The following is a 24,266-nucleotide window of genomic DNA, read 5'->3' as shown; positions in this document are numbered from 1 at the left end:
GCAAACTAAAAAAGTCGCCTATTTATTGGCGACTTCAATCTTTTTATAAGACAAATATGCAAGTACATTTTTACTTGAATCGTATTTCGGGTTATTTCCTTTTCTCGGCTCTCTCATATGTGTCTTTTCAAATCCAGGAATGTCTGGCATTTTCCCCATAAATTCAAGCATTTCTTCCTCAGAACCTTCAATGCGTACACGAATCATTATAACTATTCCTCAATTCTCAGTTTCTCTGTACTAAGTATATCGTACTTCAGAAAGACTGCAACACATTTATCTTTTTAACGTTGTACTTTTTTTACATATAAACATAGCCATTTCAGTATAGAACGATTCTACTTTATTATTTTTAAATTGAATATTAAAATATCCCTTCATTTCGTTTGGTGCTTTCATCATACATTCTGTTAATTTTTCACGCTTTTGTAAAGGGACATCCATCATATTACACCACCAGTCAAAATCAAACTTCTTATCAAAAGTAAGACATGACTGCATTTGCAAACCGTTTTTTTCTAATAAAGTAAGCCATTCTGTCTTTTTTAGAGCTCGTTCATGACTTGGGTCTCGCTTTTTTTCTATAAAATTATAAAATGTATCATATTCATTATTTTCTGGCGAAACATTATCTGTTAAGATGAATAATCCATTATCCTTCAATGTACGATTTACTTCATAAATAAATTGAGCCGGATTCGTAAAATGATGGGCTGCAATCCGGCATGTGATTGTATCAAAAAAATGGTCTGCAAATGGTAAATCCTCTGCGTTTCCTGCTACAAAAGATACATTTTCATGCCCATTCTGCTTTATAAAAACTTTTGCTTTTTCTAACATCTGTTCTGTTAAATCAAGTGCAACTACTTCTTCAAACATGGGTGCTAACATATTTGCCACATGTCCGCCACCAGTAGCAACATCAAGAAGACGATTATTATGACGAGACTCAACTTGTTGAACTACATATTGTAAATCCAGTCCTTTAGCATGTATTTTACTATTTACATATTTATCTGCATTACTGCCAAACTGTTTTTTCACAAGCTCTTCTTTACTCATATTATCATCTTCTTTCTATTGTTATTTACATATACGACTCATATAATTATTACAATTCTCTTCATGTATTTTCAAATCCTCTTTTCATCTCACTTCTCATCACGTTCCCGTATAATCAAAATAATATGATTATACGTTATTTCATTAAACAAAAAAAGGCTACGGGAACTTGCCCCCTAACCTGACTAAATATTTACTACATTTTTATTTCTTCATATATATCTATATAATATAAATCCTCTTTCAACTTCATAATAACATCTACTTCGTTATAAGTAGCCTCACGAGCATGTAAACCAAATTGATCCATACCAATCCATATCCACCCAGGTGTAAGATATAAAACATCTATATTAAAATAATCTAACTTAGTAAGCTCCGATGTAATAAATTTATCTTTATTAGCGATTTGTTTATCTATTAAACCATATTCTTTTCCATTTTCAAATAGCGATATAAATTTCCCTACAATCGGATGTTCACGAACAATAAAATGATATTCTTTTTCCTCTATATTTACCACAATCAAACGAGAAACAGATAAATCAGGCCCTGAATTCGACATATTTGTTTATTCACCTCCTTATATAGGCTTCTTAAATATGATAACAAATGAATATTCAAATTAAGTTAATATAATGTAAAAAATAAAAAAGCTGAATCCCCTTTAGAAATCAGCCTTTATAATTCGATCAACTTTATTCTTTTACAAATTATTATAATGTTTCTTTTTCCTCATCATTTCCGGAAACTAAATTTCCTATAGCATCCGCTGTTACTTCCACTACAAACTCACAAATACCTGCTACAACTTCTCCAATTACTTCATCCATCTTTTTACCCCCTTATTTTATGTAACTTATTTGTAGTATAGAAGAAATTAGCGAATGTAAACTATCGAAAAAGGTGACATAAACCTTACAGAATTGTAAGCTCTTTCATCCCTCTGCTTATCCCCTTTGAAACTTCAAGTATTTTTAGCAGACATATAGGCCATCATAAATATGAAGCAAGTAATAATCTAGTGTCAGGAGGCGTTTAATATGTATTACGTAAAATTAATTAAAGGTCAATCTTTCTACGCTTTTGATCATCGTTTCTTGGTGTCTGAAGAAGAAGAGGTTTCAGAGAAAATTTATAATTACTTACGACGTAATGAATTTTTTGAAGTACGTAAAGAAGAATACTCTGCTTAATTACAAAAAGCATTAAGAAGCATATCATCTTATTGTGATATATTCTTAGTGCTTTTATGTGAATTTCTTCTTTTCAATAATTGTTGTTGACTCTATTAAATAATCTAGTATTTGTCCAAGCTAATTCTTCACTATTTTCATATTCTAGTATATGAGGAGGTGAAGAATATGACTCATATCATTGATTACCAAGCTACTCAACCTATTAGTAAAACTGGTGAAATAACTTTTGCAATCCCAGCTTCTCCAAATAAAGCAATTTTAGCAAATTTGAAATTGAGAATTTCAAGTAGAGATTCACGTAATAATCGAGTAGAATTAATCGCTACAATTGGTGTAGAAGGTATAACTGAGACTTCACAAGTTTTATTCCGAATTTTCCGTGATAACATTGAAATTTTTAATGCGCAAGTAGGTATTGAATCTACAGATTCTGAACAATTCTACGTACAAACATTTCAAGCTATAGATCAAAACGTTAGCAGTGGAACACACGAATATTCATTAACTGTAGAAAACCTTACTAGTGGTGCAAGCGCAGAAGTTGTTGGCCCACTATCTTTTAGCGCTTTAGCTATTGGACAAGAGCGTAAATGTTGCTAAGTGAATCTAATATTTAATTTTGTACTTGAGAAAAGCGAGGCGTAGTTATACGTTCTTGCTTTTTTATATGTATCCTTACTTTCTATTAGCTTTAATCATAATTTTTTTACGTTTTGATTCACTTATTTCATCAATTAACACATCAAATTTTTGACCAATCAAAAAGATTGAAATCCAATTATGAAACACGTAATATAGACTCTGACTCTAAAAAAGTTCGTATGAAAAGAATACATAAATAAGGAGGTTTTATATACGAGTTTTTCATTTTAAAAGACGGAGAGGTTTTAATGTTATGTGGCGTAATAAAAACGTTTGGATTGTTTTAATTGGGGAGTTTATTGCAGGTCTAGGATTATGGCTTGGTATTCTTGGCAACCTTGAATTTATGCAAAAATATGTCCCTTCTGATTTCATGAAATCAGTTATATTATTTATCGGACTATTAGCCGGTGTTCTAGTTGGACCTATGGCTGGCCGTGTCATCGATCAGTATGAAAAGAAAAAAGTTCTTCTTTACGCTGGGTTTGGTCGAGTTTTAAGTGTTATTTTCATGTTTTTTGCTATTCAATTTGAAAGTATCGCATTTATGATCGCATTTATGGTTGCTCTTCAAATTTCAGCAGCATTTTATTTCCCTGCATTACAATCTGTAATTCCACTCATCGTACGTGAGCATGAGTTATTACAAATGAACGGTGTACATATGAATATTGGTACAATTGCTCGTATTGCAGGCACTTCACTAGGTGGAATTCTTTTAGTTGTGATGAGTTTACAGTACATGTATGCCTTCTCAATGGCAGCATACGCCTTATTATTCCTCTCGACTTTCTTCCTACAATTCGAAGACAAGAAATCAACAACACCAAGTAAACAAGCTGCAAAAGATAATAGCTTTATGGAAGTATTTCGTATTTTAAAAGGAATTCCTATTGCTTTTACAGCACTTATATTAAGTATCATCCCTCTATTATTTATAGCTGGGTTTAATTTAATGGTTATTAACATTAGCGAAATGCAACATGATCCTACGATTAAAGGGTTCATATATACAATTGAAGGTGTCGCATTTATGTTAGGTGCCTTCGTAATTAAACGTCTATCTGATCATTTCAAACCTGAAAAATTACTATATTTCTTCGCAGTTTGTACTGCTTTTGCACATCTGTCATTGTTCTTTAGCGATATAAAATGGATGGCTCTTACATCATTTGGTTTGTTTGGGTTTAGTGTTGGCTGCTTCTTCCCTATTATGTCGACGATTTTCCAAACGAAAGTGGAAAAAAGTTATCACGGTCGCCTCTTCTCATTCCGTAATATGTTTGAGAGGGTTATGTTCCAAATCGTCTTACTTGGCACAGGCTTCTTCTTAGATACAATTGGGTTACAATATATGGTTCTCATCTTTGGAGTCGTTTCATTATTGATTATTTCTATTTCCCTTTCTAAGCAGAAACATTATGAAAAACAGCATTCGCAATCTGCAAATTTATAAAATAAACAAAGAAGTATGGGTCTAATATTGAATCCATACTTCTTTGTGTTATAATACGCCTATTTATTACGTTTATTGAAATTACCTAAAGGAGTATCCCCCTTTTATTTCGAATAGATTATAAAAAGTACTCTTTATAAAAGGAGTGGTAAAATGTCTGATGGCATCGAAGTATTTATTGTCCTGCTCTTTGCAATTGCTCTGTTTAGCATCCTAAACTTTTTAGCCATTTCCTTATCTGGACATAGTTTTAAAAAAAGAATCGTGGCAGGTTTCATATTTTTACTACTGACTCCCATTATTTTTTTGACTATCGCAACATTTGCTTCTATATTCGATAAAGCAGGATTTGGCGCAGGTACGTTATCCTTTATGATCGCAAGCGTATATATATTAAATGGAATAGTGATTCTGCTTTCCTCTTTATTTATCCTCAAAAAAGACATAACATAGGCTATAGTACTAGCATGAATCTGACTTTACACTAGATTCATGCTTATTTAATTTCTCTTAAATTTTTATATGAAATTAAATAATTCTTTAAAAAAATTTAAACTTTATTTATTATAATATCCCTATCGTATTCGCACGTTTATTCAAATTTAAAAGAAAGGAGCACAAAATGAAAAAGGTTCTACTTACAATTCCTATACTAATCATCCTACTTAGTGGATGCAGCAATAACGATATATACGGTTCTTGGGAAGTCGTTGACAATAAAAAAGGTGAATGCCCTGTATATTATAAATTTGAAACAGTTGTCAAAAAAGAAAATAAAGAGGAAATTGTGCAAAATTTAGTAGAAATGCAGACAACAAAGAATAAAGACGATTTATATAAAGGCTCATTTGTCAAAAATTCTAATGTATATCACATTGATTATGGTAATTCATTTACATCGGACCAAACTTTAAAAGTTGCCGACGGTACATTAAATGTATACTTTTTGACAGCCGAAAAATTATGCACATATAAAAAGAAATGATTACATTTCAGAGGAGACGCAGAAAATATTTTCTGCGTTATTTCACTTTAGAAATCGGCCACAAAAATAGCCCTTGTTTTCGTATTCTTTTTCATTCAAAACATGAGAAATATACTTAATAAAAACTAGAAAATACCTTAAGTTATATAAAATGAATCCTATAATAGACATTTCAATTAACACATCTACGCTATTTACATCGATACTTTTCAAAATAGGCTAATCCTTCCTCTAAATTTGTCAATCGTTTTAATTTTCATAAAAAAATGATAAAATATAAACATGTGTTTTCAGAATAATTAAAAACGCAGAATGAAAGCACTGTTTTAGGAGGGGTTTTGATGACTTACACGTTAGCAACTAGAATGAAAGCATTCCAATCTTCTATATTTAGTGAATTAGGAGCCTATAAAAAAGAAAAAATTGCAGCAGGTCATAACATGATTGATTTGAGCATCGGAAATCCTGATATGCCGCCCGCTGATTTTGTAAGAGAAACAATGGTACATACAGCGAGTGAGAAAGAGAGCTACGGGTATACATTATCAGGTATTCAAGAATTTCACGAAGCTGTAACTGAATATTACAACAACACTCATAACGTTTTATTAAATGCGGATAAAGAAGTTTTATTATTAATGGGTTCACAAGACGGGCTCGTTCATTTACCTATGGTTTATGCAAATCCAGGTGATATTATATTAGTTCCTGATCCAGGATATACAGCTTATGAAACAGGTATTCAAATGGCTGGTGCAACATCTTACTACATGCCTTTAAAGAAAGAGAATGATTTCTTACCAGACTTAGAAGTCATCCCTGAAGAAATTGCCGATCAAGCAAAGATGATGATTTTAAACTTCCCAGGGAATCCCGTTCCAGCAATGGCTCATGAAGATTTCTTTAAAGAAGTAATCGCATTCGCGAAAAAGCATAATATTATCGTTGTCCATGATTTTGCTTATGCTGAATTTTATTTCGATGGTAATAAGCCAATTAGCTTCCTCTCTGTACCTGGTGCTAAAGAAGTTGGTGTAGAAATCAATTCTTTGTCAAAAAGTTATAGTTTAGCGGGTAGCCGTATTGGATATATGATTGGAAACGAAGAAATTGTTCGTGCACTTACTCAATTTAAATCTAATACCGATTACGGTGTATTTTTACCAATTCAAAAAGCGGCATCTGCAGCACTAAGAAATGGCGCTGCATTTTGTGAGAAAAACCGCAATATTTATCAAGAACGGAGAGATACTTTAGTCGATGGATTCCGAACATTTGGCTGGAATGTCGATAAGCCAGCTGGTAGTATGTTTGTCTGGGCAGAAATTCCACAAGGGTGGACTTCTCTAGACTTCGCTTATGCATTAATGGATCGTGCGAATGTCGTTGTTACACCTGGTCATGCATTTGGACCACACGGAGAAGGCTTCGTACGTATTGCACTCGTTCAAGATAAAGAAGTGTTGCAACAAGTTGTTGAAAACATTAGAAATAGCGGCATTTTCGTCCTTGAAAAAGTAAATGAATTAGTTAAAAATTAATTCCGACTCCCCTGCTTAACTTTAGCAGGGGTATTATTAATTGGAGGTACTTTCATATGCATATTAAAGACACACTTCCCCATCGTTATCCATTTTTAATGATTGATAAAGTAACAAATGTAAAACAAGATGAATTCGTTACAGGATATAAACTCATTACAAATAACGAATGGTTTATAAATGATAGTCACAAACATATGCCTCATATGTTAATTGTAGAAGCACTTGCTCAGCTTAGTGCATTTGTACATACAAGTGATTCTGAAAGACTAGGATTCCTCTCCTCTTTAGATGGAATTGAATTCCACGGAAAAGCATATTCCGGTGATAAACTTGATTTACATTATGAGCTAACGCGCAATCGCCGAGGTTTTGTTCTTGGTAAAGGTATTGCAACTGTAAACGACCAGCCTATTGCAACTATAGAAAAACTATTAATATATCAAGCAGATTAAAATGTTCCTTATATCAGTTGGAAATATCTATTCTCAACCAATTAAGTAAATAGGAAAATATATTACGTAGTTAGGAGCAGGAAAATGGAACGTACTATCGGTATCGATGCTGGAGGCACATTAACGAAAATAGCTTATTTTAACAAAAAAAGCTATTAACTTTTGAAAAATTTTATTCGCATGAACAACATAAAATAATAGATTGGATTAAAAACAACAATGGCATAAAACAAATATGTATTACGGGTGGTAAATCGAAACTATTACAGCAACAACTGCTTACAGGTTCATATAAAATAATAGAGCTAAGCGAATTTGAAGCTACTCTTGCAGGTGTCCAATTCATATTAAAAGAAGAACAACATACTATAAACAATTTTATTTTAACCAATATCGGTACAGGTACTTCTATCCATTATGTTTATAATGAACAATATATTCGCGCTGGTGGAACCGGAGTTGGCGGTGGGACTATTATGGGACTCTCAAAATTGTTAACAAATATAGATTATTTTGAAGATATAATACCTCTAACAAAAGTAGGATCTAGAAAAGAACTAGATATTACGGTTGGAGATATTTATGGTGGTATTCTTTCCCCTATCGATAATAACTTAACTGCTAGTAACTTCGGAAAAGCAGCCATTACAGAATCAAATAATAGTAGCTCCGATATACTAGCTACTGTACAAGGACTTGTCGGTGAAGTCGTTACTGCATTAAGCCTTCAATTCGCTGAAACAAAAAACATTGAACATATTATTTATATTGGTTCGACTTTATGTAATAACGTACAACTTCAACATATTATTAGTAGCTACACCGAATATCAAAATAAAACACCAATCTTTTTACAAGATGGTGGTAATAGCGGTGCAATTGGTGCATTACTTCATGCTACGAAATAAAAAGCTGACTTTTGTCAGCTTTTTAGAAATGGCACTTCAAATTCAATAATTGATTCCCCGTTCTCTCCAATTCGCTCCACGCTTATTCTATCAATCAAACAATTTAACTTCCCATGAAAACTAGGAATCTCCTTCACTACTTCAGCAGCTAATTCGGCACTTTCTTTTCTTCCGACTGTTACATGCGGGATGTACGGAATGTCTTCTTTCAAAAATTGTAATAAAGGTCCTGTATATAGAATATTATGTAGTTCCTCTATTTGTTCTTTCCCCTTTTCAACTCGTAAAAACAAATATTCTCTTTCACTTGTAATTTGATTCGTAAATTCAATTTCTATATTCTGTATCGGTTTTGATACATTTATAATATGTAATTTCAGCTCATCATTTGAAATCGAACTTTCAAATGGGAATACGATTGTTATATGCGGTGGAATTAATCCAACTAAAGGATCATGTTTATGTCTAATGTTCTCTATTTTATCGATGGACATGTTGTTTAGAAAAAGTAAAATTGTACGCATTTTTATCCCCTCAACTTTTCCTCATTATAATATGTATCATATTCTATGATAGCCTGCCCTTCAACAACTTGTTTTGCTTACCTATAAAAATAAAAAAACTTCTCAAATGAGAAGTTTTCATATAGCATGATTATTATTTTCCCGCCAAACTTTTCTAAACTTATACTTTGAACTGTTCCACCACCGGGTAAATGATTAACAATTGCAACCACATCTGAATTATTACCAACGTATGTCCCAGTATATTTCTTAAAATCATCTGACCTAACATCATATATATCTTTTATTCTTTCTCCGTTAGAACAAGCCGCAATGAATAAAAAAATTGTTAGCATAACGATCATGTTATGATGCATATATTTCATTTAGCATCCCCCATTTTTATTGATATTTCGTTAATTACAATATTTACTTTCAAATCCCTTTTTAAATATACGCATTTTAATCAAAATTAAAAATTTTCATTTTTTATGTTTACAATTATCCATTAATTGTATATACTTACTAACGTAAGAAAAAAATTCTAAAAGGAGGTCGAAGGAAATGATGAAATTACAATTACATGCATTAACTTTAGCGTTAACTGCACCTGTGTTTTCTGGACAATTAAATATGAATTCGACCACCCTAATGGAGAATTGAAAATCGTACTTTATTTCATTTAATTCATAAATTCGCCACAGGAGGTCGTATACTTTCCTGTGGCTTTTTCACGCCCAGCCATAGGAGAACTGTATCTTCCTGTGGTTTTTTTGCGCGATTTTTTAGTCTCTTACATTATTTTTCTAAGAAAGGAGCAACATTCAATGACTATTAGCGTATTGTTTTTAAGTATTACGATTCAAAGAAATACAATTTCCAAAGATGAAATTCTTCATAATGAGCAAATTGAAAAAGCTATGAATGATGTTAAGGAGCGCCAAGCACTTTACTGTGATCACCTGTAATTCCTTTTCGAAAGGAGGAATTCATTTATGACTTTTCATATTTTCTTTTTTACGACTGCACTTCAAAAAAATACTTTATCTGAAACTGAAATCAATCGTAAACAACAGTTAAAACAACTGACTGATAAAATAACTGACATTAAAAGTTCATACTACACTCAAATGTATTAAAAATATATTTTAAAGGGGTAATATATTCATGAAATTTAAAGCATTCTTTTTAACAATCACTATTCAAAAACGTAAGCTCTCACAGAAAGAGATTTTACGTGAACAACACATTCAAAATATTATGGACGAAGTAAAAGAGCGTCAATCTTCTTATTACACTCGTCTTTTCTAAATCACTTATAAAGGGGTAATTAATTTATGAAATTTAAAGTATTCTTTTTAACCATTACCATTCAAAAAAATAAATTTTCCGAGTCTGAAATGCTTCATGAACGACAAATTAATCAGGCTATGAATTCTGTAAAAGAAAGACAAAGTCATTACTGTAGTCATCTGTAATTCCAATTCGAAAGGAGGAATTCACATATGAAGTTTCACCTTTTCTTTTTAACGATTACGATTCAAAAAGAAACAATATCTCAAAATGAATTAAAACAAGAAAGACAATATAAACAAGTTATTGATGAAATTCGAGATCGTAGAAGCAAGTACTACACTCACCTTTAATCGTTTAACTATATAGAATTGAAAGGAGTCGATTATGATGTTGATAGCACGCTGTAAGGAAATGATTTGGATAGTTCAGAGGGATTCCACATAGTTTTATAGAGCTTATATCACACAAGTTTATCACTGAATTTGATGTATAAAAAATATATAATAAAATCAAATCAACCCGCTTTTAATTATTTATTTACAAACAAAAGATACACCACTTAAAAAGCGGTGTATCTTCCTCAGTTTTTACTATTTTCGGTTACTTCTCTTCGTCTTAAACAATCTCACTAAGTTCGAAACAACTGTTTTTGTTACTGCATAAACTGGTACTGCTAAAATCATTCCGATGATTCCAGCAAAGTTTCCTACCCCTAAAATTAGGATAATAATTGTTAATGGGTGGATGTTTAATTTCGAGCTCATAATACGTGGTGAAATAATATTACTTTCAAACTGTTGTACAATTGTTACGATAATAATTACGTACAAGGCTTGCATCGGAGATACGAACAGTCCTACAATAACAGCTGGTGCTGCCCCGATAAATGGACCTAAGTTAGGAATGATGTTTGTAAATGCTGCGATAATTCCTAAAACGAAAGCGTACGGTAAATCGATAATTAAATAACCGATAAAAGTAAACGCACCTACAAATATACAAACGAGCGCTTGCCCTTGAATATATGCAGATAATGTTTCGTTCGTTTCCTTAATGATACGAAGCCCCTCTTCACGGTAAGACTCTGGTAATAAACTTACCGCTTTTCCTGGAAAGGCATGTCCATCTTTAAACATGTAAAATAAAATGAACGGTACAGTAAATACAACTAATGCAACGTTCGTGATAATACCAAATAAAGCCGTTGCACTCGACGTAATTGTATTTGGTATATCTTTTAAGTATTCAATCGCATTTTTTTCAATTGTTTCAATGGAAACGTAGTTTTGTGTAGATAACCATTCAAACAACCTATGATGTGATAATTCTTGTATGTATACTTTTCCCTCTTTTATGTAGCCTGGCATATTTTTTACTAAGTCCATTAGCTGTTGTGAAATCGTAGGAACAACTACTCCAACGCCAACCGCAGTTAATGTTATGATAAAAAGATATAACAGCAATATCGCTAAATTTCTAGGTACTTTTTTATTCTCCAAAAAGATTAATACAGGATTAAATATGAAGTATAAAAAAAGCGCGATTAAGATTGGGAAAAATAATGTTGATATGAAGATACCAATCGGTTGAAATAAAAATGATATTTTTGTGCAAATAAATATGATTCCTACAACCATTAGCACTTCTAATGTCCAAAAGTGCACTTTTGATTTCAAAAAAATGGCCTCCTTTAAACTAGCACTTCTCTTCATTGTACCAAAATAAGTATGAATTTCACATAATATTTTCCTTTACAATATTCCAAAATACCGATAAATACACTACAATGAGATTACATACAAATTTGCAGGTAAAGGTGATAAAAATGACACAATGCATCATTTGCAGAAAAGATACGAAAGAACTTAGTGAACAATATGTCATTCCAGAAATATTATGTGGATATTATTTCACAAACTCAATTTGTGATACTTGTCATGAACAAATGACAACAAATATTGATCGTCCTTTAATTAGGCATAAATTGAGTCAATTTAAGATTGAACAAATGAAAAGACAAATTGATTCCCCACTCTATACGAATGAGCACGGTGAGGAACTTGCGGCTGCTGAGACTGATGTTGTCGAAGTAAGCGACGAAATTCTTTATTCTAATGCATTAATTATGAAACTATGTAAAAAGCACGATATTTCCTTACATAATGAAATTTGGAAAGAGGAACGTGTAACGAAAGTAGCGAGTTCTATTCAACGTGAATTACTATTAGATAACCGTAAATATAAAATGAGTATATTAAAAATGGCTTATACATTCGCTGTACAAGCAGTTGATGGCTACTTTGAAGATCAAGATGCAATTGATATTTCTACCATTCTCTCAAATGCAGATTTCGTGGAACTAAAAGAAAAAAGCATTGTACGTGATTTAAGCAAAAGTTCTTTATGGAATACGCTAAATACAAGTAGTGAAAATCATTACTTTATTTTACTTAGCGATAAAGACGGTCTGTTTTGCTTCATTCGCTTGTTTGACATCTTTGATGTTGTCGTTCATTTATCAGAAAAAAGATTTGACCTTCCATCACCCATTGTCGGTGTAAATAATGTGAATACACAGAAATTTTATGTCCAAAGTTTAAAACAGTATATGGATGGGCTGTTTAAAGAAAAAGCACCTACTATATAATAGTGACCAGAACATACGGTCTCCTTTCTTGATGACAAGACACTGTGTTATAATGAGTATGAAAAGAACAATACAATCACATAAACCAATTATAAATTGTATATAAATAAAAAAGACTAGTGTGCGGCTACACACTAGTCCACGTAACTTAGCAGATTGGATTGTTCATTTATCCTATTTGTTTCTTACAAACAAAACAACCCACATTCTATAGGCATAGGTGGGTTGTTATTTTTTGAGCTTGTCTATTAAAACGACGACGAACGTTAACAATGCAACGAGAAACAGTCCACCTTGCAGTAGCAACGCTATTTCACTCACGTATTATCACCCCCCTCCTACTCGGAGAAGTGATAATTGAACAACCAACCGCACCTTAAGTTACCCTTTAATTTTACCATATTTTCTAATAATTTACGATGAAAACCCGCAAGCGAATAACTTGCGGATTTTTTATCCCGTATTAACAGGCAGTAAACAAAATGAAGCAATAAATAAGTGAAACTTTATTTCTCACTATCTTTTTAATGCATATGCATCAGCAATCATTTCACCAACAATTTTATTTTCTTCTTTCTTCTTGTCTTTCAATAATGGGAATAACAATTCTGCCACTTCATACGCTTCTTCTAAATGCGGATATCCTGATAAAACAAACGTATCAATTCCTAACGATTCATATTCTTTTATCCTTTCTGCTACTGTATGCGGATCGCCTACAAGTGCAGTACCTGCCCCACCTCTTACAAGTCCGATTCCAGCCCATAAATTAGGGCTTATCTCTAACGACTCTCTCGTACCTTTATTTAAATGTGTCATCCGTTTTTGACCAACCGAATCATATCTTGCAAATGTCTTTTGAGCAAGCTCAATTGTTTCATCATCCACATATTGAATTAAACGTTCGGCCTCTTCCCATGCTTCTTCTTCTGTCTCTCTTACAATTACGTGTAATCTAATGCCAAATCGTACTGTACGCCCCTTCTCTTCTGCAAGTTTTCTTACTTCTTCTATTTTCTCTTTCACTTGCTCTGGCGGCTCTCCCCACGTTAAATATACATCACTATGTTCAGCTGCTACTTCTTTTCCAGCAGCTGATGATCCTCCGAAATATATAGGAGGACATGGCGTTTGAACTGGTGGGAATACAACTTTACTATCTGTAACTTTAATATGTTTTCCTTCTAAAGAGATCGTTTTACCTTGCAATGTCGATTTCCAAACTTTTAAAAATTCATCCGCTGCTTCATATCTTTCATCATGATCAAGATATAATCCATCTCCTTGTAGTTCAACTGGATCTCCTCCAGCTACTACATTAATAAGCAATCTCCCATCTGAAATTCTATCAAATGTAGATGCCATCCTCGCTGCAACTGTAGGTGACATTAGTCCTGGCCTCACTGCTACTAAAAATTTTAGTTTTTCTGTTTCAGCAGCAAGAGCTGAAGCTAACACCCAAGGGTCTTCACATCCTTGACCAGTTGGAAGTAAAACACCCGTATATCCTAAATAATCAGCTGCCGCAGCAACTTGCTTATAATAACCATATTCAGCTGCTCTTCCTCGTTTTGTCGTTCCTAAATATCGACCATCTCCATAAGCCGGAATAAACCATAATAATTCCATACCTTTACACACCCCTTATTTATTTTGAAACGTATACTAACACATTCTATATAAATTACCCCTAATAATTTATATGTTAATTCCCAGTCTCACCTTTAAAATTATCTCGCCATCTTAAAAACTTCACTTCTAGTAAACGTACTAGAGAGTCAGAAAACTTCCCAACAAATGCAAAGATAATTATGCCGACAAATACGATATCTGTATTTGAAAATTGCCTTGCATCCATAATCATATAACCAATACCTTCTGTAGATCCCATAAGTTCTGCTACTACTAAACTCACCCATGCAACACCTAACGATAACCTTGCTCCTAGTAAAAGGTTAGGCAATGCAGATGGTAAAATGAGTTTCGTAATTAGTTTTCTTTTGCTAAACTCTAACACTCTCGCAACATCAAATAACTTTGAATCCACACCTCTAATACCTAAAAATGCGTTTACGTATAAAGGAAAAAATGCACCATCTGCAATTAATAACACTTTCGATGTTTCACCAAAACCGAACCATAATACGAAAAGTGGCGCAACAGCTAGATGAGGTACAGTTCTTAACATTTGCACAGATGGATCTAAATATTGCTCACTTCTCGTTGAAAATCCAACAATCGTTCCTAAAATGATTCCTAAGCCCCCACCAATAAAGAAACCAGCCGCAGCCCTGAATACACTAATACTTAAATGGCCGAATAACTCTCCTGTTTTAATAAGCTCTTGGAAAGCTAGAAAAATATCTAATGGTGTTGGTAAAACTGTTTTAGAAACAAGACCGAATACGCCAGCTAACTGCCAAATTATTAATATAATAACCGGTATAGTAATCGCCCTTACTAAAACTTTTACATTTAACTTTCGCACATTCTTAACGCTGTTTTTCTCAATCGTTATACTCGCTGGTTTCATAACAGCTTTCGTATTTTCCACTTTACAAAACCTCTTTTCACTTCGCTTTCAATGCTTTTTCTACGAAAGAATTATCTACAACTTTTTCCACCTTAATTTCTTTCTTTATAGAACCGAGCTTATATTGAAAATCCGCTGTCTTTTGTTGTTCTGCTATTATTTCCTTCGTTACCGGAACTAAAATTGGTTTGTCGTGATTAAACACTTCTTTTCCGATCTCCGCATCTATCTTTTTTACAGAAGTATATACTTTTATTGCTTCATCTAAGTTAGCATCTTGCCATACACGTGCTTTCTCATAAACTTCGAGGAATTTCTCAACTAATTCTGGATGTTCTTTCGCAAATTTTGTTCTCGTAATTAAAAATTCTGGCGAAGAGACATTTAATGTTTCACCGTCTGCAATCACCTTCGCACCTTTATTTAACGTATGTAATGATATGAAAGGGTCCCAAATCGCCCATGCATCTACTGATCCTGATTCGAATGCAGGCTGCGCTTCATCTGGTTGTAATTGAATGACATTTACCTCTTTTGCATCAATCCCTTCTTTATCAAGTGCTCGATACAATAAATTAAAGGCACTACTTCCTTTTGCTACTGCAATTTTTTTACCTTTTAACTCTTTTACACTCGCAATTTTGCTATCTTTTTGAACGAGAATTCCAGTTCCTTTTCTTGCATAACTTGTATTGGCGATTTCGGTAAATCCAATACCTGCTGCTTGCGCTGAAATGACTGGAGAATTCCCTACTTCACCAAAGTCTAATCGGTTTGATGCGATTGCTTCAAAATAAGGAGGTCCACTTTGGAACTCTGTCCATTTCACTTTAACTCCTTCTTTTTTAAACTCCTCTTCAAACCACCCCTTTTTCTTTGCTAGTAATAGCGGGCTTAACCCTTGCTGTATACCAATTTGTATTGTTACATCTTCTTTCTTACTACTTGCTGTACTTTTTTCACATCCTAATAAACATACTGATATAGCTAAAGCAAAAGAAAGAATTTTAAATTTTTTATACATATAAAATCACCCTTTTCCTATATACTTGTTTGAATCAACCCTCCATATTCAAACTGCTGTAATACTTTCGTTCGAAGTTGTTGGAACGATTGAGAAGTTTTATTTCGCGGATAAGGCAAATTATTTTCAATCACTTTATGTATTTTCCCTGGTTTTGCACTCATAATGATGATTCGGTTTGAAAGATATATCGCTTCGTCTATATCATGTGTAACGAATATCATTGTTGTTTTCTTCTGCTCCCAAATATTTAGCAATACTTCTTGTAAATGACTTCGAGTAAAAGCATCCAGCGCTCCAAAAGGTTCATCAAGTAATAATACATTTGGATCTCTTAATAACGCTCTCGCTATCGCAACACGTTGTGACATCCCGCCTGAAATTTCTTTCGGATACGATTTTTCAAAGCCATCTAACCGAACGATTTCACCCCATTCTCTCACCTTATCTTTCACATACTTATCTTTTAACGACAAATCAGCTGCAATATTTTCTTCCACTGTAAGCCATGGAAACAATCGATGCTCTTGAAATATAAATCCTTGCTTCTTACTCGGTTTTGTTATACGCTCCCTATCAATAGTGATCTCACCTTCAAAATCGCTGTCTAAACCTGCAATGATTTTTAGTAATGTACTTTTTCCGCAACCACTCGGACCAATTACTGTAACGAAATCCCCTTTTTCTAATTGAAAATTAATATTCTCTAATACTTGAACCGTAGCAGTTTGTTTCGAAAAATATTTTGATACTCCATCAATTGAAACAGTCACTTCTTCGCCTCCTTGAAATGATTCATATAAATGAACAGATTCAGTATTTATGCAATAAAAAAACCAAAGGCATTTTATCAATAGATAAAATGCCTTCGGTTTCTCCAATCAGCAATACGTTATGGAATTAAGTACATATTATACAAATATTTCCGATAAGTCAACTAGGTTTTATTAAAACATACATATGATTTGTTTGAACATTTTACTTTTGTTTATTTTAACGATATCGTTTACTTACTATTTTTTCTGATCTTTAATCCACTGTAACCAATAAGAAAACTCACACGCTAAATGCATTTGATGGGATTTAATTAGACTATTAGGACAAAGGGCTGGGAACTCAACAACTAGACTTACTTCTATCCCTGTATCAGTATCTTTAAATTGATGTCGAACTCCACCAATAGTAGTACCATCTTTCATACGTGCAACACCTGTTGATTGATATTGATAAGATTTATCTCTTGGTGTTTTCAATCCAGTTTCGTCACCAAAAACAATGAAAAATTGAACTGGAAACGGAGAATTACCAGTAGTTTCGATAACCTCTAATTCATTTTCCCCAAAGGGCCTTAGTACATAGTGATCAGGACAAGCAGATAAATTCACTTTGTTATTTTCACGTGATTGTTCAAGCATCAAACTATCAATTCCATGTATGGCTTCTTCTGCTGTAATCCCGTCTAAATAAATACTAGTTTTTGAAAATTTTCGTCTATCGCCAGATAAAAGAGTACAGATACGCATACCTATTGCACTTAATCTAAGTTTTGATTTCAACTTTTCGTACATTTCATTGTATGTATATCGCAACTTTATTTCCGTTAGCTGTTTTATCATGACGTCTGTATCATTTATTTCAGACTCTTTATGTCCTAATATATATAATACTTTTTTTATCCGTTCTCTTTTCCATTTTATAAGTTGCTCTTGTGAGATATTATTTCCATCGATAATAATCTTCATATACTCTCTCCTTCCTTTTGATTGTATCGTAGTGTAGTTAATACTAAATTAACCATTTCTTGTTTTGTATCTAGATTCAACTTTACTTCTGAATGAGCAATACTGCTAAGACCGTATAAAATAAACCCAGAAGCTAATAATGAGTTATCAGTATAAAAAATCCCTGTTTTCACTCCCTCTTCAATTACTTGTCTAATTAACGGTTGCATACGTGCGAATAATTTCTGTTCCAGTTGAAAATGTTGTTCCGTCTGAAACGAACTCACATTTTTATAGGGTGCTAACTTTTCAATAAATGTCCAAAATATATCTAGTGAATCTTTCATCTTTTGCATGACAGACCGTTCATTTGAAATAAGTATTTCTTCAATTAACTCCATATTTTTCACAATAAAGTCATTTAAAACTTCATCAACAAAATTCTCTTTAGACTTGAAGTAATAATAAAATAAGCCCGTTGCTACACCTGCATGATTCACAACATCTTTTATGCCAAATCCTTTCATACCATTTTTCATATATAGTTCAAAACCAATATCCATTAACTCTTGGCGTCTTACATCTGGTTCTTTTGATATTCTTTTCATACGTCATCTCCTACAATGTTTTCACCACGACTGAATCTGATTCAATCATAAACGACTGAACTTGATTCAGTCAATATTATTTCATAAATTTAAAATCGATTTAATAACTAAGCGACGAAATTTCTACAAAAAAAGAGTAATCTCAAGAGATATGCTACTAACCTTAGATTTATTAAAAAAGTTAGATCATATAACTTGAGACTACTCATTCCCATTCAAAATATTTATGTAATTAAATTTTATTTCCTCTGCACCCTGGCTGTCTCCAAAACTATTGGTGGCAGCTCTTTTTGAATGATTTCTTTTAATCCATAAAGAGCTTTCTTCACATAACCACCTTCGAAATTTCCTAATGGTTCTGGTAATTCATCCTCATCCAATATGAAGTATTCTCCATTTGGAAGTACCATAATATCGATGATTAAATCTTCAAAAGAAACCACTTCATCTTTTATTTGTGTGTTTTTTACGATATTAAAATAGGAACCTAAATACTTTCCTTTTATATCTCTCCATACGTATAAATTGTACGGACGATCTTTCCAGTAATATGCGATTGTATAACTCCCTTTTGGGATTATTAACTTAGTATCATTTGCAGTCATTGTAAATGAATACTGCACCTCGTGAAATAAAACGATACTTTGTGATTGCTTTTCAAGTAATAAGCAATTGTGATCTACTATTGTTGAGTTATACCGGATTTTTCTTTCTATAATTTCAATTTTCGATGTAAGTAACTTATTCATTATTTTGTTTCCCCTTATGCTAGTTCTATCCTCAATTATATCCATTTATGTAGTAATAAAGAAGTGTATAGTTTTTTATATAATGATTTATACAAGTACATAATAAAAACTCCTTCTTATTTAGAAAGAGTTTTTCACTATCCATGTTTCATATTTTTTCACTTCTAACGGAAGCTCATTTGTTTTTATGCAACTAACAGTACTATTACTCATGTTTTAACTTTTCCTTAACCGCATCATAAAATTTTCGTTCTTCATCAACATTTAAGTAAACACGACTTACTGTTTTAGAAAAGCCGTATAACAACTGCGCTTTCACTGGCTCTTTTAATGTTATTTCAAAAGTAGCAGGTTCTTTTATGAACTCCATAACAGTTGCATCCAATACCTGTCTCCCTTCTTTTGCCGTTAGCAATTCACCCTTGTAGAACGCAATATTATCAATTTGTGTAAATGGCATAACAATTTTCTTTCCTAATCCGATTTGAATGATTACTTGTTCTTCTGTTACGACAAGTGGATTTTTGCGCATCGCTTGTATTTCAGCTATAAAATAAATCATCGCGTATACATTTAAAATAAGTAAAATCCATGCTATTACTGGATTCCACTGATGTAGTAAATAATGAAAACCAATGCTTTCAATTGCTGTTGCGTGAATAATCATGATATACACACCTATAGCACCAGTCTTTTTATGATATGAGTATACAGATTTACCTGTTGGTACTTTTTCACGCCACGATAAAAACGCATAATAGATTAACTTACACTCTGTTAGAATGACATCTATTAACTTACCTCTTTTCATAGTAGCGTCAAACGCTGCATCAATTGCATAAGAAAAGGAATAATTTTCTCTTCTATATTCTTTATATTTTTTTATTATTTTAGGAAGCACTCTAACAATTTTATAGAGAAGGAATAATTCTAAACCTACAAATGCAATTTCAGCCGCAACAATAATATAAGAGATGAATGAAAAAGTTTGTAAATAGTCACTTGGAATAATAAATCTTGCAAAAATATAACCAGCTATTACAACAGGAACTATATATGTTAACGAGTATCTTTTTCGAATAATGAAGAAATACGTGATGATTGGAATGACAAACATGCAATCTAATAATGACCCAAGCACAACTTCTTTCGGCGCAACTGGTACAATTGGAAGGGCATACAATAAATAGTTTGATAGCATAATTAAAGAGACGAGTCCAATCCAAGTACCTTTTCGCCTTCGTGATAGTGTAACCTTCATACGTTCACTCCTTTATTTAAAAACCTCATTTAAATGGTCTTTATAAAATGAAATGGCACGTTCAAATTCTTTTACTTCCTCTACTTTCACGACAGTTTCAAGTAATAATTTCATCGCTGATTCGTGATCGTTTACGTTATATTTTGCTAATGATAAAAATACTTTCATTGGAGCGTTCTCTGGGAATTTTTTCACCCCAGCTTCTAATACTGTAATTGCCTTTTCATATTCCCCTATACAACGATATGTACTTCCTAAACCAATATAAGCACCGCAAAGCGATTCGCCATCAAGTCCATTTGCGATTGCCTGCTCATAATACGGAACTGCTTCTGTTTCTAGCCCCATTACATCATGTATCCACGCACACTGATACAGTACTTCTGCATCCTTTGTAAAGTTTGTTAATCCTATAAGCATCTCTTTAGACTGCGCATATTTCTTTTCATTTCTAAGTTTAATAGCTTGCTTTAATAAATGTTCCATAGAATCCACTCCTCACCAATTATTCTGTGTATAGCTCTTGATTGGTATACGCTTCACATTCGTGTAAAAGTAAAATTCCCACCAATTAAAGTTTCGCTTACTTATTACTATGCGGATTCATTCTCATCTAAAAACTTAATTTTAAAAAGCAGTGACACGATTACATAATACCTCTAAGCTTTTGACAATTTCTTTCGCTGTTTCATCTTTCCCATTACACAACTTCCCTTTACCATCCTGTCCAATTACATAATGCACAGCCCCGCGCGAATATAAAGAATGTGGTGAATTCGCAATCATTACATTCGCCCTTGCTTCTTTCATTCTATTTTTTGCTCTTTCAAACAGTTCTTCTTCATTTAAATCACTTTCAAGTTTAAAACCAACAAGTACTGTTTCTGGGTCCCATTCTTTTATTTGTTTTAATACCTTTGGAGCCTTTTGAAAGTGAATAATCGGTGCTATATCACTTGAAATTTTTCCGTTCATATTAAGAACATTACCATCTTGATCACAAATTTTCTCTACAATCCAATCTGATCCAGCCGCTGCCATAATGACTGCATCAACCTTTTCATGTGATATGATACTTTTCATTTTATCTTGTAAATCAACGATTCCTTCAAATGGATGTAATTCTAACCCTCTATGTACATCACTCGGTTTCTCCGCAAAATAACCGTGTAAATATATAACATGTGCCCCTTTAGCTAGAAGTTCTTCTGCGATTATCCTTCCGATTGTACCTTTGGCCATATTCGTATGCCCGCGTACTTGATCCCATTTTTCTAGACAACCACCGCTCGTAATTAATACCTTTTTCCCCTTCATTGTAACCATCCCTTACTAATTTTTCTTACGAAACCATTCTGTTCCAAAGTCAACTATATCACGCTGTTTCATTAGACGACACGTTGCATTCCCTATCTTCCCATTTTTTACAGTTCCTTTTCGCTCAAACTCCACACCAATTTCTACAAACTTCTCAGATTCGTAATCCATTTCAACAAACTCTTTCCACACTCTTTCACCGTTTTCTATAATAGGTGCTCCTACTTGTATTAACTCACATGCACCAGAACGCACCTCGGATAAATGAACAGACGTATTGGAATCATATCCAACACCAATTAATAATACGTACCCGTCTAAATCATATATTTTTCTTAATGGAGATTCTTCTCCAAAGCTCATTGATAACGAATGGTTCATTGTTATTTCTACTGCATGTTTTCCCCATGCAGCAAAACTTCCTAACGGATGATTACTACGTACTACATTCGGATATGTACGAAAACATTCAACTATTTCACCCATTCCCCTTGTTGGGGTTATACGTGAATCAAATGCTGGGACGTTATCTCGGATAATTTGCCACCAGTCTTCCGGTACAGGTGGTCTTGACCAATGTTTCGGATCGGACAAATCCGAAGATTGCGTTGGCATTATTATCGTTCCTTCTTCCGTAACAACTTTCATTAATGCTTCTACTACAGCAACGGCACCACCAGATATCCACCCGATAGAACTTAGTGATGAATGAACGATAATTGTCATTCCTTTTTCGACTCCTAATGCTTTTAAATCTTTTGTTATTGTTTCGATTGTATTTGGAAATTGTGTACTTGCTACTATTTCATTCATTTTCATATTGGTTCCCCCACTAGCCACGTAAATTTAAACTTTTATATAAATATATTATCATATTTTTCTTAATTTTTAACTTAATCATATTCATTACTACAAAAATATGTATATTATTATACTGAAGCCTCAAAACTCTATTAAAATCGTAGATAATGATGAGCGAGAGTTTTTTTGAAATGAAGAAAAATGTAAATCCTATTTTTTCAAACTATACTCCATATGCATATTTTTATACTATTTTTCCATGTAACAATGAAATCTTTCTATCCCTGGATATTTTTCTCCTAAACTTTTAACTTGAAAACCAATTCTTTTATAAAATTCTACCGCCCCATCGTCTGTCTCCGCTTCTATATAAGTCAATTGATATATCCTTACCACTTCTTTAATCATTTGCAGTGCAATTCCTTTTTGACGATAATCTGGAGCCACTGCTATATGACATATGCGTGCTTTAGTTTCTCCGATTATTTCAATACCTAGACAAGCTTTTTCTTCATATTTGTACAAAGTCCCTTTATTACTTTGATAAAATATTACTGCCTTCTTTAAGCTTATTTCATTTGGACCGACGACATATTGTAGCACATTTAATATTGAATCTTTCTCAATTTGTTTAACACACTGTAAATTCATACTTTCATCCCTTTCTATGAAAAAAGACTAGCTCTTAATAAAAAGAGCTAATCTCATTACGCCGTTATTTTTTCTTCTTTTTTTACAACGACAGCCACATAACTATGAAGTATCATTCCAATAATAACGAGACTCATACCAATCCAAGATAATGATGATGGAATTGGTGCAGATAACCAGATCAACTCTCCTACTAGCGCAAATAAAACTTCACCAGACTGCGTCGCTTCCACTGTTGCTAATTTTTGCGGATCATCTTTCACAAGATCTGTTGCAAAGAAAAATAATACTGTCGCGATTAACCCAGAGCTAACTGCTACAATAAAACATTGAAAAACTTGGCTACCTGACGGTAATCCGCCTGTTGATACTTCGTAACCAGATAATAAAAACCAAAATGGTAAACTTGCTAATGTCATACCGAGTACTCGCTGAAATACATCTAATTCCCCTCGTATATTAATATTTAAGCCCTATCTCAGGCTTAGTTTTACTCTCTAATAAGAGTCCAGTAATAAAGAAAATACTTGGACGTCTCAAGATATTTCTAGATAATGGTCTTAGGATCATTTGGGACAATTCTGCATTCCCCTGTGGATTTACCACACGAAAAGAGTGTTTCTCAGTGAACGCGCGGGGCTCCCTACTCGCAGGCTGAGCAGCCTGATCCTCGAACCTAGATGTTAGTAGCTCTAGGGCGGCTTTCGATTCAGGACTAGCTCTTATACACGAGGTTGTTGGTCGGCGTACACACTAGAGATATCTCGAGACGTCCAAGCAATGATTCTAAATCGAAAGGAGGTCTCTTACGTGAGATTATTTGTTGGTCTAGATGTAAGTTCGTTTGATATGAAAGTTTGCTTTTTGAATGGTGAAGGAGAAAAGCTAGATTCTTTTTCAGTCAGTA

At 33.2% G+C, this 24,266-nt stretch carries 31 protein-coding genes and 3 pseudogenes; 14 read left to right on the top strand and 20 right to left on the bottom strand.

What is annotated here, in order from left to right:
- Positions 1-18: 18 nt before the first annotated feature.
- The 3 genes from MR168_RS01250 to MR168_RS01240 all read right to left on the bottom strand — a co-directional run bounded on the left by MR168_RS01250 (position 19) and on the right by MR168_RS01240 (position 1,627).
- A complete protein-coding gene (locus MR168_RS01250; RefSeq protein ID WP_000621873.1) occupies positions 19-207 on the bottom strand; it encodes a DUF3970 family protein in 189 nt (62 codons plus the stop codon).
- A gap of 69 nt (positions 208-276) precedes the next feature.
- Entirely contained in the window at positions 277-1,062 is a 786-nt protein-coding gene (locus MR168_RS01245) for a class I SAM-dependent methyltransferase (RefSeq protein ID WP_000031301.1), read from the bottom strand.
- 196 nt (positions 1,063-1,258) lie between these two features.
- A complete protein-coding gene (locus tag MR168_RS01240) occupies positions 1,259-1,627 on the bottom strand; it encodes a hypothetical protein (protein ID WP_000071478.1) in 369 nt (122 codons plus the stop codon).
- A 478-nt stretch (positions 1,628-2,105) separates the two neighbouring features.
- Between MR168_RS01240 and MR168_RS01235 the strand changes: the two genes are divergently transcribed.
- From MR168_RS01235 to coaW, 8 genes and pseudogenes are all read left to right on the top strand, one after another.
- The gene (locus MR168_RS01235; RefSeq protein WP_000291905.1) at positions 2,106-2,258 is read left to right on the top strand and encodes a YqbF domain-containing protein; all 153 of its coding nucleotides are present in this window, start codon (positions 2,106-2,108) and stop codon (positions 2,256-2,258) included.
- Positions 2,259-2,426: 168 nt separating this feature from the next.
- Positions 2,427-2,861 carry an exosporium protein ExsC gene (exsC, locus tag MR168_RS01230; RefSeq protein ID WP_086411663.1) on the top strand — a complete coding sequence of 145 codons (435 nt, stop codon included), beginning with the start codon at positions 2,427-2,429 and terminating at the stop codon, positions 2,859-2,861.
- Between the two features lie 295 nt (positions 2,862-3,156).
- Positions 3,157-4,359, top strand: a complete 1,203-nt coding sequence (locus MR168_RS01225; RefSeq protein ID WP_016122690.1) for an MFS transporter — start codon at positions 3,157-3,159, stop codon at positions 4,357-4,359.
- 153 nt (positions 4,360-4,512) lie between these two features.
- Entirely contained in the window at positions 4,513-4,812 is a 300-nt protein-coding gene (locus MR168_RS01220) for a hypothetical protein (RefSeq protein WP_086411662.1), read from the top strand.
- Between the two features lie 169 nt (positions 4,813-4,981).
- Positions 4,982-5,344 carry a hypothetical protein gene (locus tag MR168_RS01215; RefSeq protein WP_000757017.1) on the top strand — a complete coding sequence of 121 codons (363 nt, stop codon included), beginning with the start codon at positions 4,982-4,984 and terminating at the stop codon, positions 5,342-5,344.
- Positions 5,345-5,685: 341 nt separating this feature from the next.
- Positions 5,686-6,885, top strand: a complete 1,200-nt coding sequence (locus tag MR168_RS01210; protein WP_000222697.1) for an LL-diaminopimelate aminotransferase — start codon at positions 5,686-5,688, stop codon at positions 6,883-6,885.
- Positions 6,886-6,941: 56 nt separating this feature from the next.
- Positions 6,942-7,340: a 3-hydroxyacyl-ACP dehydratase FabZ family protein gene (locus MR168_RS01205; protein WP_086411661.1), complete on the top strand. Its 399-nt coding sequence runs from the start codon at positions 6,942-6,944 to the stop codon at positions 7,338-7,340.
- A gap of 84 nt (positions 7,341-7,424) precedes the next feature.
- A pseudogene (gene coaW, locus MR168_RS01200) lies at positions 7,425-8,248 on the top strand (type II pantothenate kinase).
- A gap of 14 nt (positions 8,249-8,262) precedes the next feature.
- On the opposite strand, the gene MR168_RS01195 reads toward coaW, so the two are convergent.
- Both MR168_RS01195 and MR168_RS01190 read right to left on the bottom strand, forming a co-directional pair.
- On the bottom strand, positions 8,263-8,772 hold the full coding sequence (locus tag MR168_RS01195; RefSeq protein ID WP_001259210.1) for a 2'-5' RNA ligase family protein: 510 nt from the start codon (positions 8,770-8,772) through the stop codon (positions 8,263-8,265).
- A 134-nt stretch (positions 8,773-8,906) separates the two neighbouring features.
- Positions 8,907-9,137, bottom strand: a pseudogene (locus MR168_RS01190) (DUF4825 domain-containing protein); the annotation flags it as partial.
- A 441-nt stretch (positions 9,138-9,578) separates the two neighbouring features.
- On the opposite strand from MR168_RS01190, the gene MR168_RS01185 reads away from it, so the two are divergent.
- Genes MR168_RS01185 through MR168_RS01165 form a run of 5 tightly spaced genes read left to right on the top strand, consistent with a single transcriptional unit; the run spans position 9,579 to position 10,397 of the window.
- The gene (locus MR168_RS01185; RefSeq protein ID WP_000156193.1) at positions 9,579-9,719 is read left to right on the top strand and encodes a YrzI family small protein; all 141 of its coding nucleotides are present in this window, start codon (positions 9,579-9,581) and stop codon (positions 9,717-9,719) included.
- Between the two features lie 27 nt (positions 9,720-9,746).
- Positions 9,747-9,890: a YrzI family small protein gene (locus MR168_RS01180; RefSeq protein ID WP_000142708.1), complete on the top strand. Its 144-nt coding sequence runs from the start codon at positions 9,747-9,749 to the stop codon at positions 9,888-9,890.
- A 28-nt stretch (positions 9,891-9,918) separates the two neighbouring features.
- Positions 9,919-10,062 (top strand): YrzI family small protein, encoded by a 144-nt coding sequence (locus tag MR168_RS01175; protein WP_000668963.1) that lies wholly within the window; start codon positions 9,919-9,921, stop codon positions 10,060-10,062.
- Positions 10,063-10,088: 26 nt separating this feature from the next.
- Positions 10,089-10,229, top strand: coding sequence for a YrzI family small protein (locus tag MR168_RS01170; protein ID WP_000669806.1), 141 nt, complete (start codon positions 10,089-10,091; stop codon positions 10,227-10,229).
- A gap of 27 nt (positions 10,230-10,256) precedes the next feature.
- Positions 10,257-10,397, top strand: coding sequence for a YrzI family small protein (locus tag MR168_RS01165; protein WP_000668497.1), 141 nt, complete (start codon positions 10,257-10,259; stop codon positions 10,395-10,397).
- A gap of 240 nt (positions 10,398-10,637) precedes the next feature.
- Here MR168_RS01165 and MR168_RS01160 read toward each other — a convergent pair whose 3' ends face one another.
- A complete protein-coding gene (locus MR168_RS01160; RefSeq protein ID WP_000837892.1) occupies positions 10,638-11,723 on the bottom strand; it encodes an AI-2E family transporter in 1,086 nt (361 codons plus the stop codon).
- Between the two features lie 149 nt (positions 11,724-11,872).
- Between MR168_RS01160 and MR168_RS01155 the strand changes: the two genes are divergently transcribed.
- Positions 11,873-12,694 (top strand): HNH endonuclease, encoded by an 822-nt coding sequence (locus MR168_RS01155; protein WP_000189709.1) that lies wholly within the window; start codon positions 11,873-11,875, stop codon positions 12,692-12,694.
- Positions 12,695-12,922: 228 nt separating this feature from the next.
- Here the strand turns inward: MR168_RS01155 and MR168_RS01150 are convergent, their stop codons facing one another.
- The 14 genes and pseudogenes from MR168_RS01150 to MR168_RS01085 all read right to left on the bottom strand — a co-directional run.
- A complete protein-coding gene (locus MR168_RS01150) occupies positions 12,923-13,015 on the bottom strand; it encodes a putative holin-like toxin (RefSeq protein ID WP_001289320.1) in 93 nt (30 codons plus the stop codon).
- A 195-nt stretch (positions 13,016-13,210) separates the two neighbouring features.
- A complete protein-coding gene (gene ssuD / locus MR168_RS01145) occupies positions 13,211-14,323 on the bottom strand; it encodes an FMNH2-dependent alkanesulfonate monooxygenase (RefSeq protein ID WP_086411660.1) in 1,113 nt (370 codons plus the stop codon).
- Between the two features lie 76 nt (positions 14,324-14,399).
- On the bottom strand, positions 14,400-15,248 hold the full coding sequence (locus tag MR168_RS01140) for an ABC transporter permease (protein WP_000432131.1): 849 nt from the start codon (positions 15,246-15,248) through the stop codon (positions 14,400-14,402).
- A gap of 16 nt (positions 15,249-15,264) precedes the next feature.
- Complete coding sequence (locus MR168_RS01135; protein ID WP_086411659.1) at positions 15,265-16,251, bottom strand: aliphatic sulfonate ABC transporter substrate-binding protein; 987 nt, start codon at positions 16,249-16,251, stop codon at positions 15,265-15,267.
- 17 nt (positions 16,252-16,268) lie between these two features.
- Positions 16,269-16,952, bottom strand: a complete 684-nt coding sequence (locus tag MR168_RS01130) for an ABC transporter ATP-binding protein (RefSeq protein ID WP_481747024.1) — start codon at positions 16,950-16,952, stop codon at positions 16,269-16,271.
- Between the two features lie 312 nt (positions 16,953-17,264).
- On the bottom strand, positions 17,265-17,993 hold the full coding sequence (locus MR168_RS01125; protein WP_000691333.1) for a hypothetical protein: 729 nt from the start codon (positions 17,991-17,993) through the stop codon (positions 17,265-17,267).
- Positions 17,990-18,580, bottom strand: coding sequence for a TetR/AcrR family transcriptional regulator (locus MR168_RS01120; protein ID WP_000822633.1), 591 nt, complete (start codon positions 18,578-18,580; stop codon positions 17,990-17,992). The genes MR168_RS01125 and MR168_RS01120 overlap by 4 nt, the downstream gene beginning before the upstream one ends.
- Before the next feature lie 239 nt (positions 18,581-18,819).
- Positions 18,820-19,329, bottom strand: a complete 510-nt coding sequence (locus MR168_RS01115) for a ribonuclease FAU-1 family protein (protein ID WP_001037874.1) — start codon at positions 19,327-19,329, stop codon at positions 18,820-18,822.
- 205 nt (positions 19,330-19,534) lie between these two features.
- Positions 19,535-20,590: a hypothetical protein gene (locus MR168_RS01110; RefSeq protein ID WP_086411657.1), complete on the bottom strand. Its 1,056-nt coding sequence runs from the start codon at positions 20,588-20,590 to the stop codon at positions 19,535-19,537.
- A 12-nt stretch (positions 20,591-20,602) separates the two neighbouring features.
- Positions 20,603-21,076 carry a tetratricopeptide repeat protein gene (locus MR168_RS01105; protein ID WP_000400636.1) on the bottom strand — a complete coding sequence of 158 codons (474 nt, stop codon included), beginning with the start codon at positions 21,074-21,076 and terminating at the stop codon, positions 20,603-20,605.
- Positions 21,077-21,217: 141 nt separating this feature from the next.
- On the bottom strand, positions 21,218-21,907 hold the full coding sequence (locus MR168_RS01100) for a phosphopantothenoylcysteine decarboxylase domain-containing protein (RefSeq protein ID WP_000676726.1): 690 nt from the start codon (positions 21,905-21,907) through the stop codon (positions 21,218-21,220).
- A gap of 15 nt (positions 21,908-21,922) precedes the next feature.
- Positions 21,923-22,726 (bottom strand): AAC(3) family N-acetyltransferase, encoded by an 804-nt coding sequence (locus tag MR168_RS01095; RefSeq protein WP_000783346.1) that lies wholly within the window; start codon positions 22,724-22,726, stop codon positions 21,923-21,925.
- A 231-nt stretch (positions 22,727-22,957) separates the two neighbouring features.
- On the bottom strand, positions 22,958-23,359 hold the full coding sequence (locus MR168_RS01090; protein WP_086411656.1) for a GNAT family N-acetyltransferase: 402 nt from the start codon (positions 23,357-23,359) through the stop codon (positions 22,958-22,960).
- A 56-nt stretch (positions 23,360-23,415) separates the two neighbouring features.
- Positions 23,416-23,814, bottom strand: a pseudogene (locus MR168_RS01085) (multidrug resistance efflux transporter family protein); the annotation flags it as partial.
- Between the last annotated feature and the right edge of the window lie 452 nt (positions 23,815-24,266).

It is taken from the genome of Bacillus cereus group sp. BfR-BA-01356, assembly GCF_022663635.1.
Taxonomy (GTDB): domain Bacteria; phylum Bacillota; class Bacilli; order Bacillales; family Bacillaceae_G; genus Bacillus_A; species Bacillus_A cereus.
This window is presented reverse-complemented; position numbering and strand designations above follow the sequence as displayed.

Bases quoted from the DNA above. Each gene is read 5' to 3' on its own strand.
- MR168_RS01155 (WP_000189709.1), top strand. From the start codon at position 11,873: ATGACACAATGCATCATTTGCAGAAAAGATACGAAAGAACTTAGTGAA.
- MR168_RS01185 (WP_000156193.1), top strand. From the start codon at position 9,579: ATGACTATTAGCGTATTGTTTTTAAGTATTACGATTCAAAGAAATACA.
- MR168_RS01090 (WP_086411656.1), bottom strand. From the start codon at position 23,359: ATGAATTTACAGTGTGTTAAACAAATTGAGAAAGATTCAATATTAAAT.
- MR168_RS01135 (WP_086411659.1), bottom strand. From the start codon at position 16,251: ATGTATAAAAAATTTAAAATTCTTTCTTTTGCTTTAGCTATATCAGTA.
- MR168_RS01245 (WP_000031301.1), bottom strand. From the start codon at position 1,062: ATGAGTAAAGAAGAGCTTGTGAAAAAACAGTTTGGCAGTAATGCAGAT.
- MR168_RS01170 (WP_000669806.1), top strand. From the start codon at position 10,089: ATGAAATTTAAAGTATTCTTTTTAACCATTACCATTCAAAAAAATAAA.
- MR168_RS01205 (WP_086411661.1), top strand. From the start codon at position 6,942: ATGCATATTAAAGACACACTTCCCCATCGTTATCCATTTTTAATGATT.
- MR168_RS01100 (WP_000676726.1), bottom strand. From the start codon at position 21,907: ATGAAGGGGAAAAAGGTATTAATTACGAGCGGTGGTTGTCTAGAAAAA.
- MR168_RS01225 (WP_016122690.1), top strand. From the start codon at position 3,157: ATGTGGCGTAATAAAAACGTTTGGATTGTTTTAATTGGGGAGTTTATT.
- MR168_RS01095 (WP_000783346.1), bottom strand. From the start codon at position 22,726: ATGAAAATGAATGAAATAGTAGCAAGTACACAATTTCCAAATACAATC.
- MR168_RS01105 (WP_000400636.1), bottom strand. From the start codon at position 21,076: ATGGAACATTTATTAAAGCAAGCTATTAAACTTAGAAATGAAAAGAAA.
- exsC (WP_086411663.1), top strand. From the start codon at position 2,427: ATGACTCATATCATTGATTACCAAGCTACTCAACCTATTAGTAAAACT.
- MR168_RS01195 (WP_001259210.1), bottom strand. From the start codon at position 8,772: ATGCGTACAATTTTACTTTTTCTAAACAACATGTCCATCGATAAAATA.
- MR168_RS01125 (WP_000691333.1), bottom strand. From the start codon at position 17,993: ATGAAGATTATTATCGATGGAAATAATATCTCACAAGAGCAACTTATA.
- MR168_RS01165 (WP_000668497.1), top strand. From the start codon at position 10,257: ATGAAGTTTCACCTTTTCTTTTTAACGATTACGATTCAAAAAGAAACA.
- MR168_RS01110 (WP_086411657.1), bottom strand. From the start codon at position 20,590: ATGAAGGTTACACTATCACGAAGGCGAAAAGGTACTTGGATTGGACTC.
- MR168_RS01215 (WP_000757017.1), top strand. From the start codon at position 4,982: ATGAAAAAGGTTCTACTTACAATTCCTATACTAATCATCCTACTTAGT.
- MR168_RS01120 (WP_000822633.1), bottom strand. From the start codon at position 18,580: ATGAAAAGAATATCAAAAGAACCAGATGTAAGACGCCAAGAGTTAATG.
- MR168_RS01250 (WP_000621873.1), bottom strand. From the start codon at position 207: ATGATTCGTGTACGCATTGAAGGTTCTGAGGAAGAAATGCTTGAATTT.
- MR168_RS01175 (WP_000668963.1), top strand. From the start codon at position 9,919: ATGAAATTTAAAGCATTCTTTTTAACAATCACTATTCAAAAACGTAAG.
- MR168_RS01180 (WP_000142708.1), top strand. From the start codon at position 9,747: ATGACTTTTCATATTTTCTTTTTTACGACTGCACTTCAAAAAAATACT.
- MR168_RS01240 (WP_000071478.1), bottom strand. From the start codon at position 1,627: ATGTCGAATTCAGGGCCTGATTTATCTGTTTCTCGTTTGATTGTGGTA.
- MR168_RS01115 (WP_001037874.1), bottom strand. From the start codon at position 19,329: ATGAATAAGTTACTTACATCGAAAATTGAAATTATAGAAAGAAAAATC.
- MR168_RS01220 (WP_086411662.1), top strand. From the start codon at position 4,513: ATGTCTGATGGCATCGAAGTATTTATTGTCCTGCTCTTTGCAATTGCT.
- MR168_RS01210 (WP_000222697.1), top strand. From the start codon at position 5,686: ATGACTTACACGTTAGCAACTAGAATGAAAGCATTCCAATCTTCTATA.
- MR168_RS01235 (WP_000291905.1), top strand. From the start codon at position 2,106: ATGTATTACGTAAAATTAATTAAAGGTCAATCTTTCTACGCTTTTGAT.
- ssuD (WP_086411660.1), bottom strand. From the start codon at position 14,323: ATGGAATTATTATGGTTTATTCCGGCTTATGGAGATGGTCGATATTTA.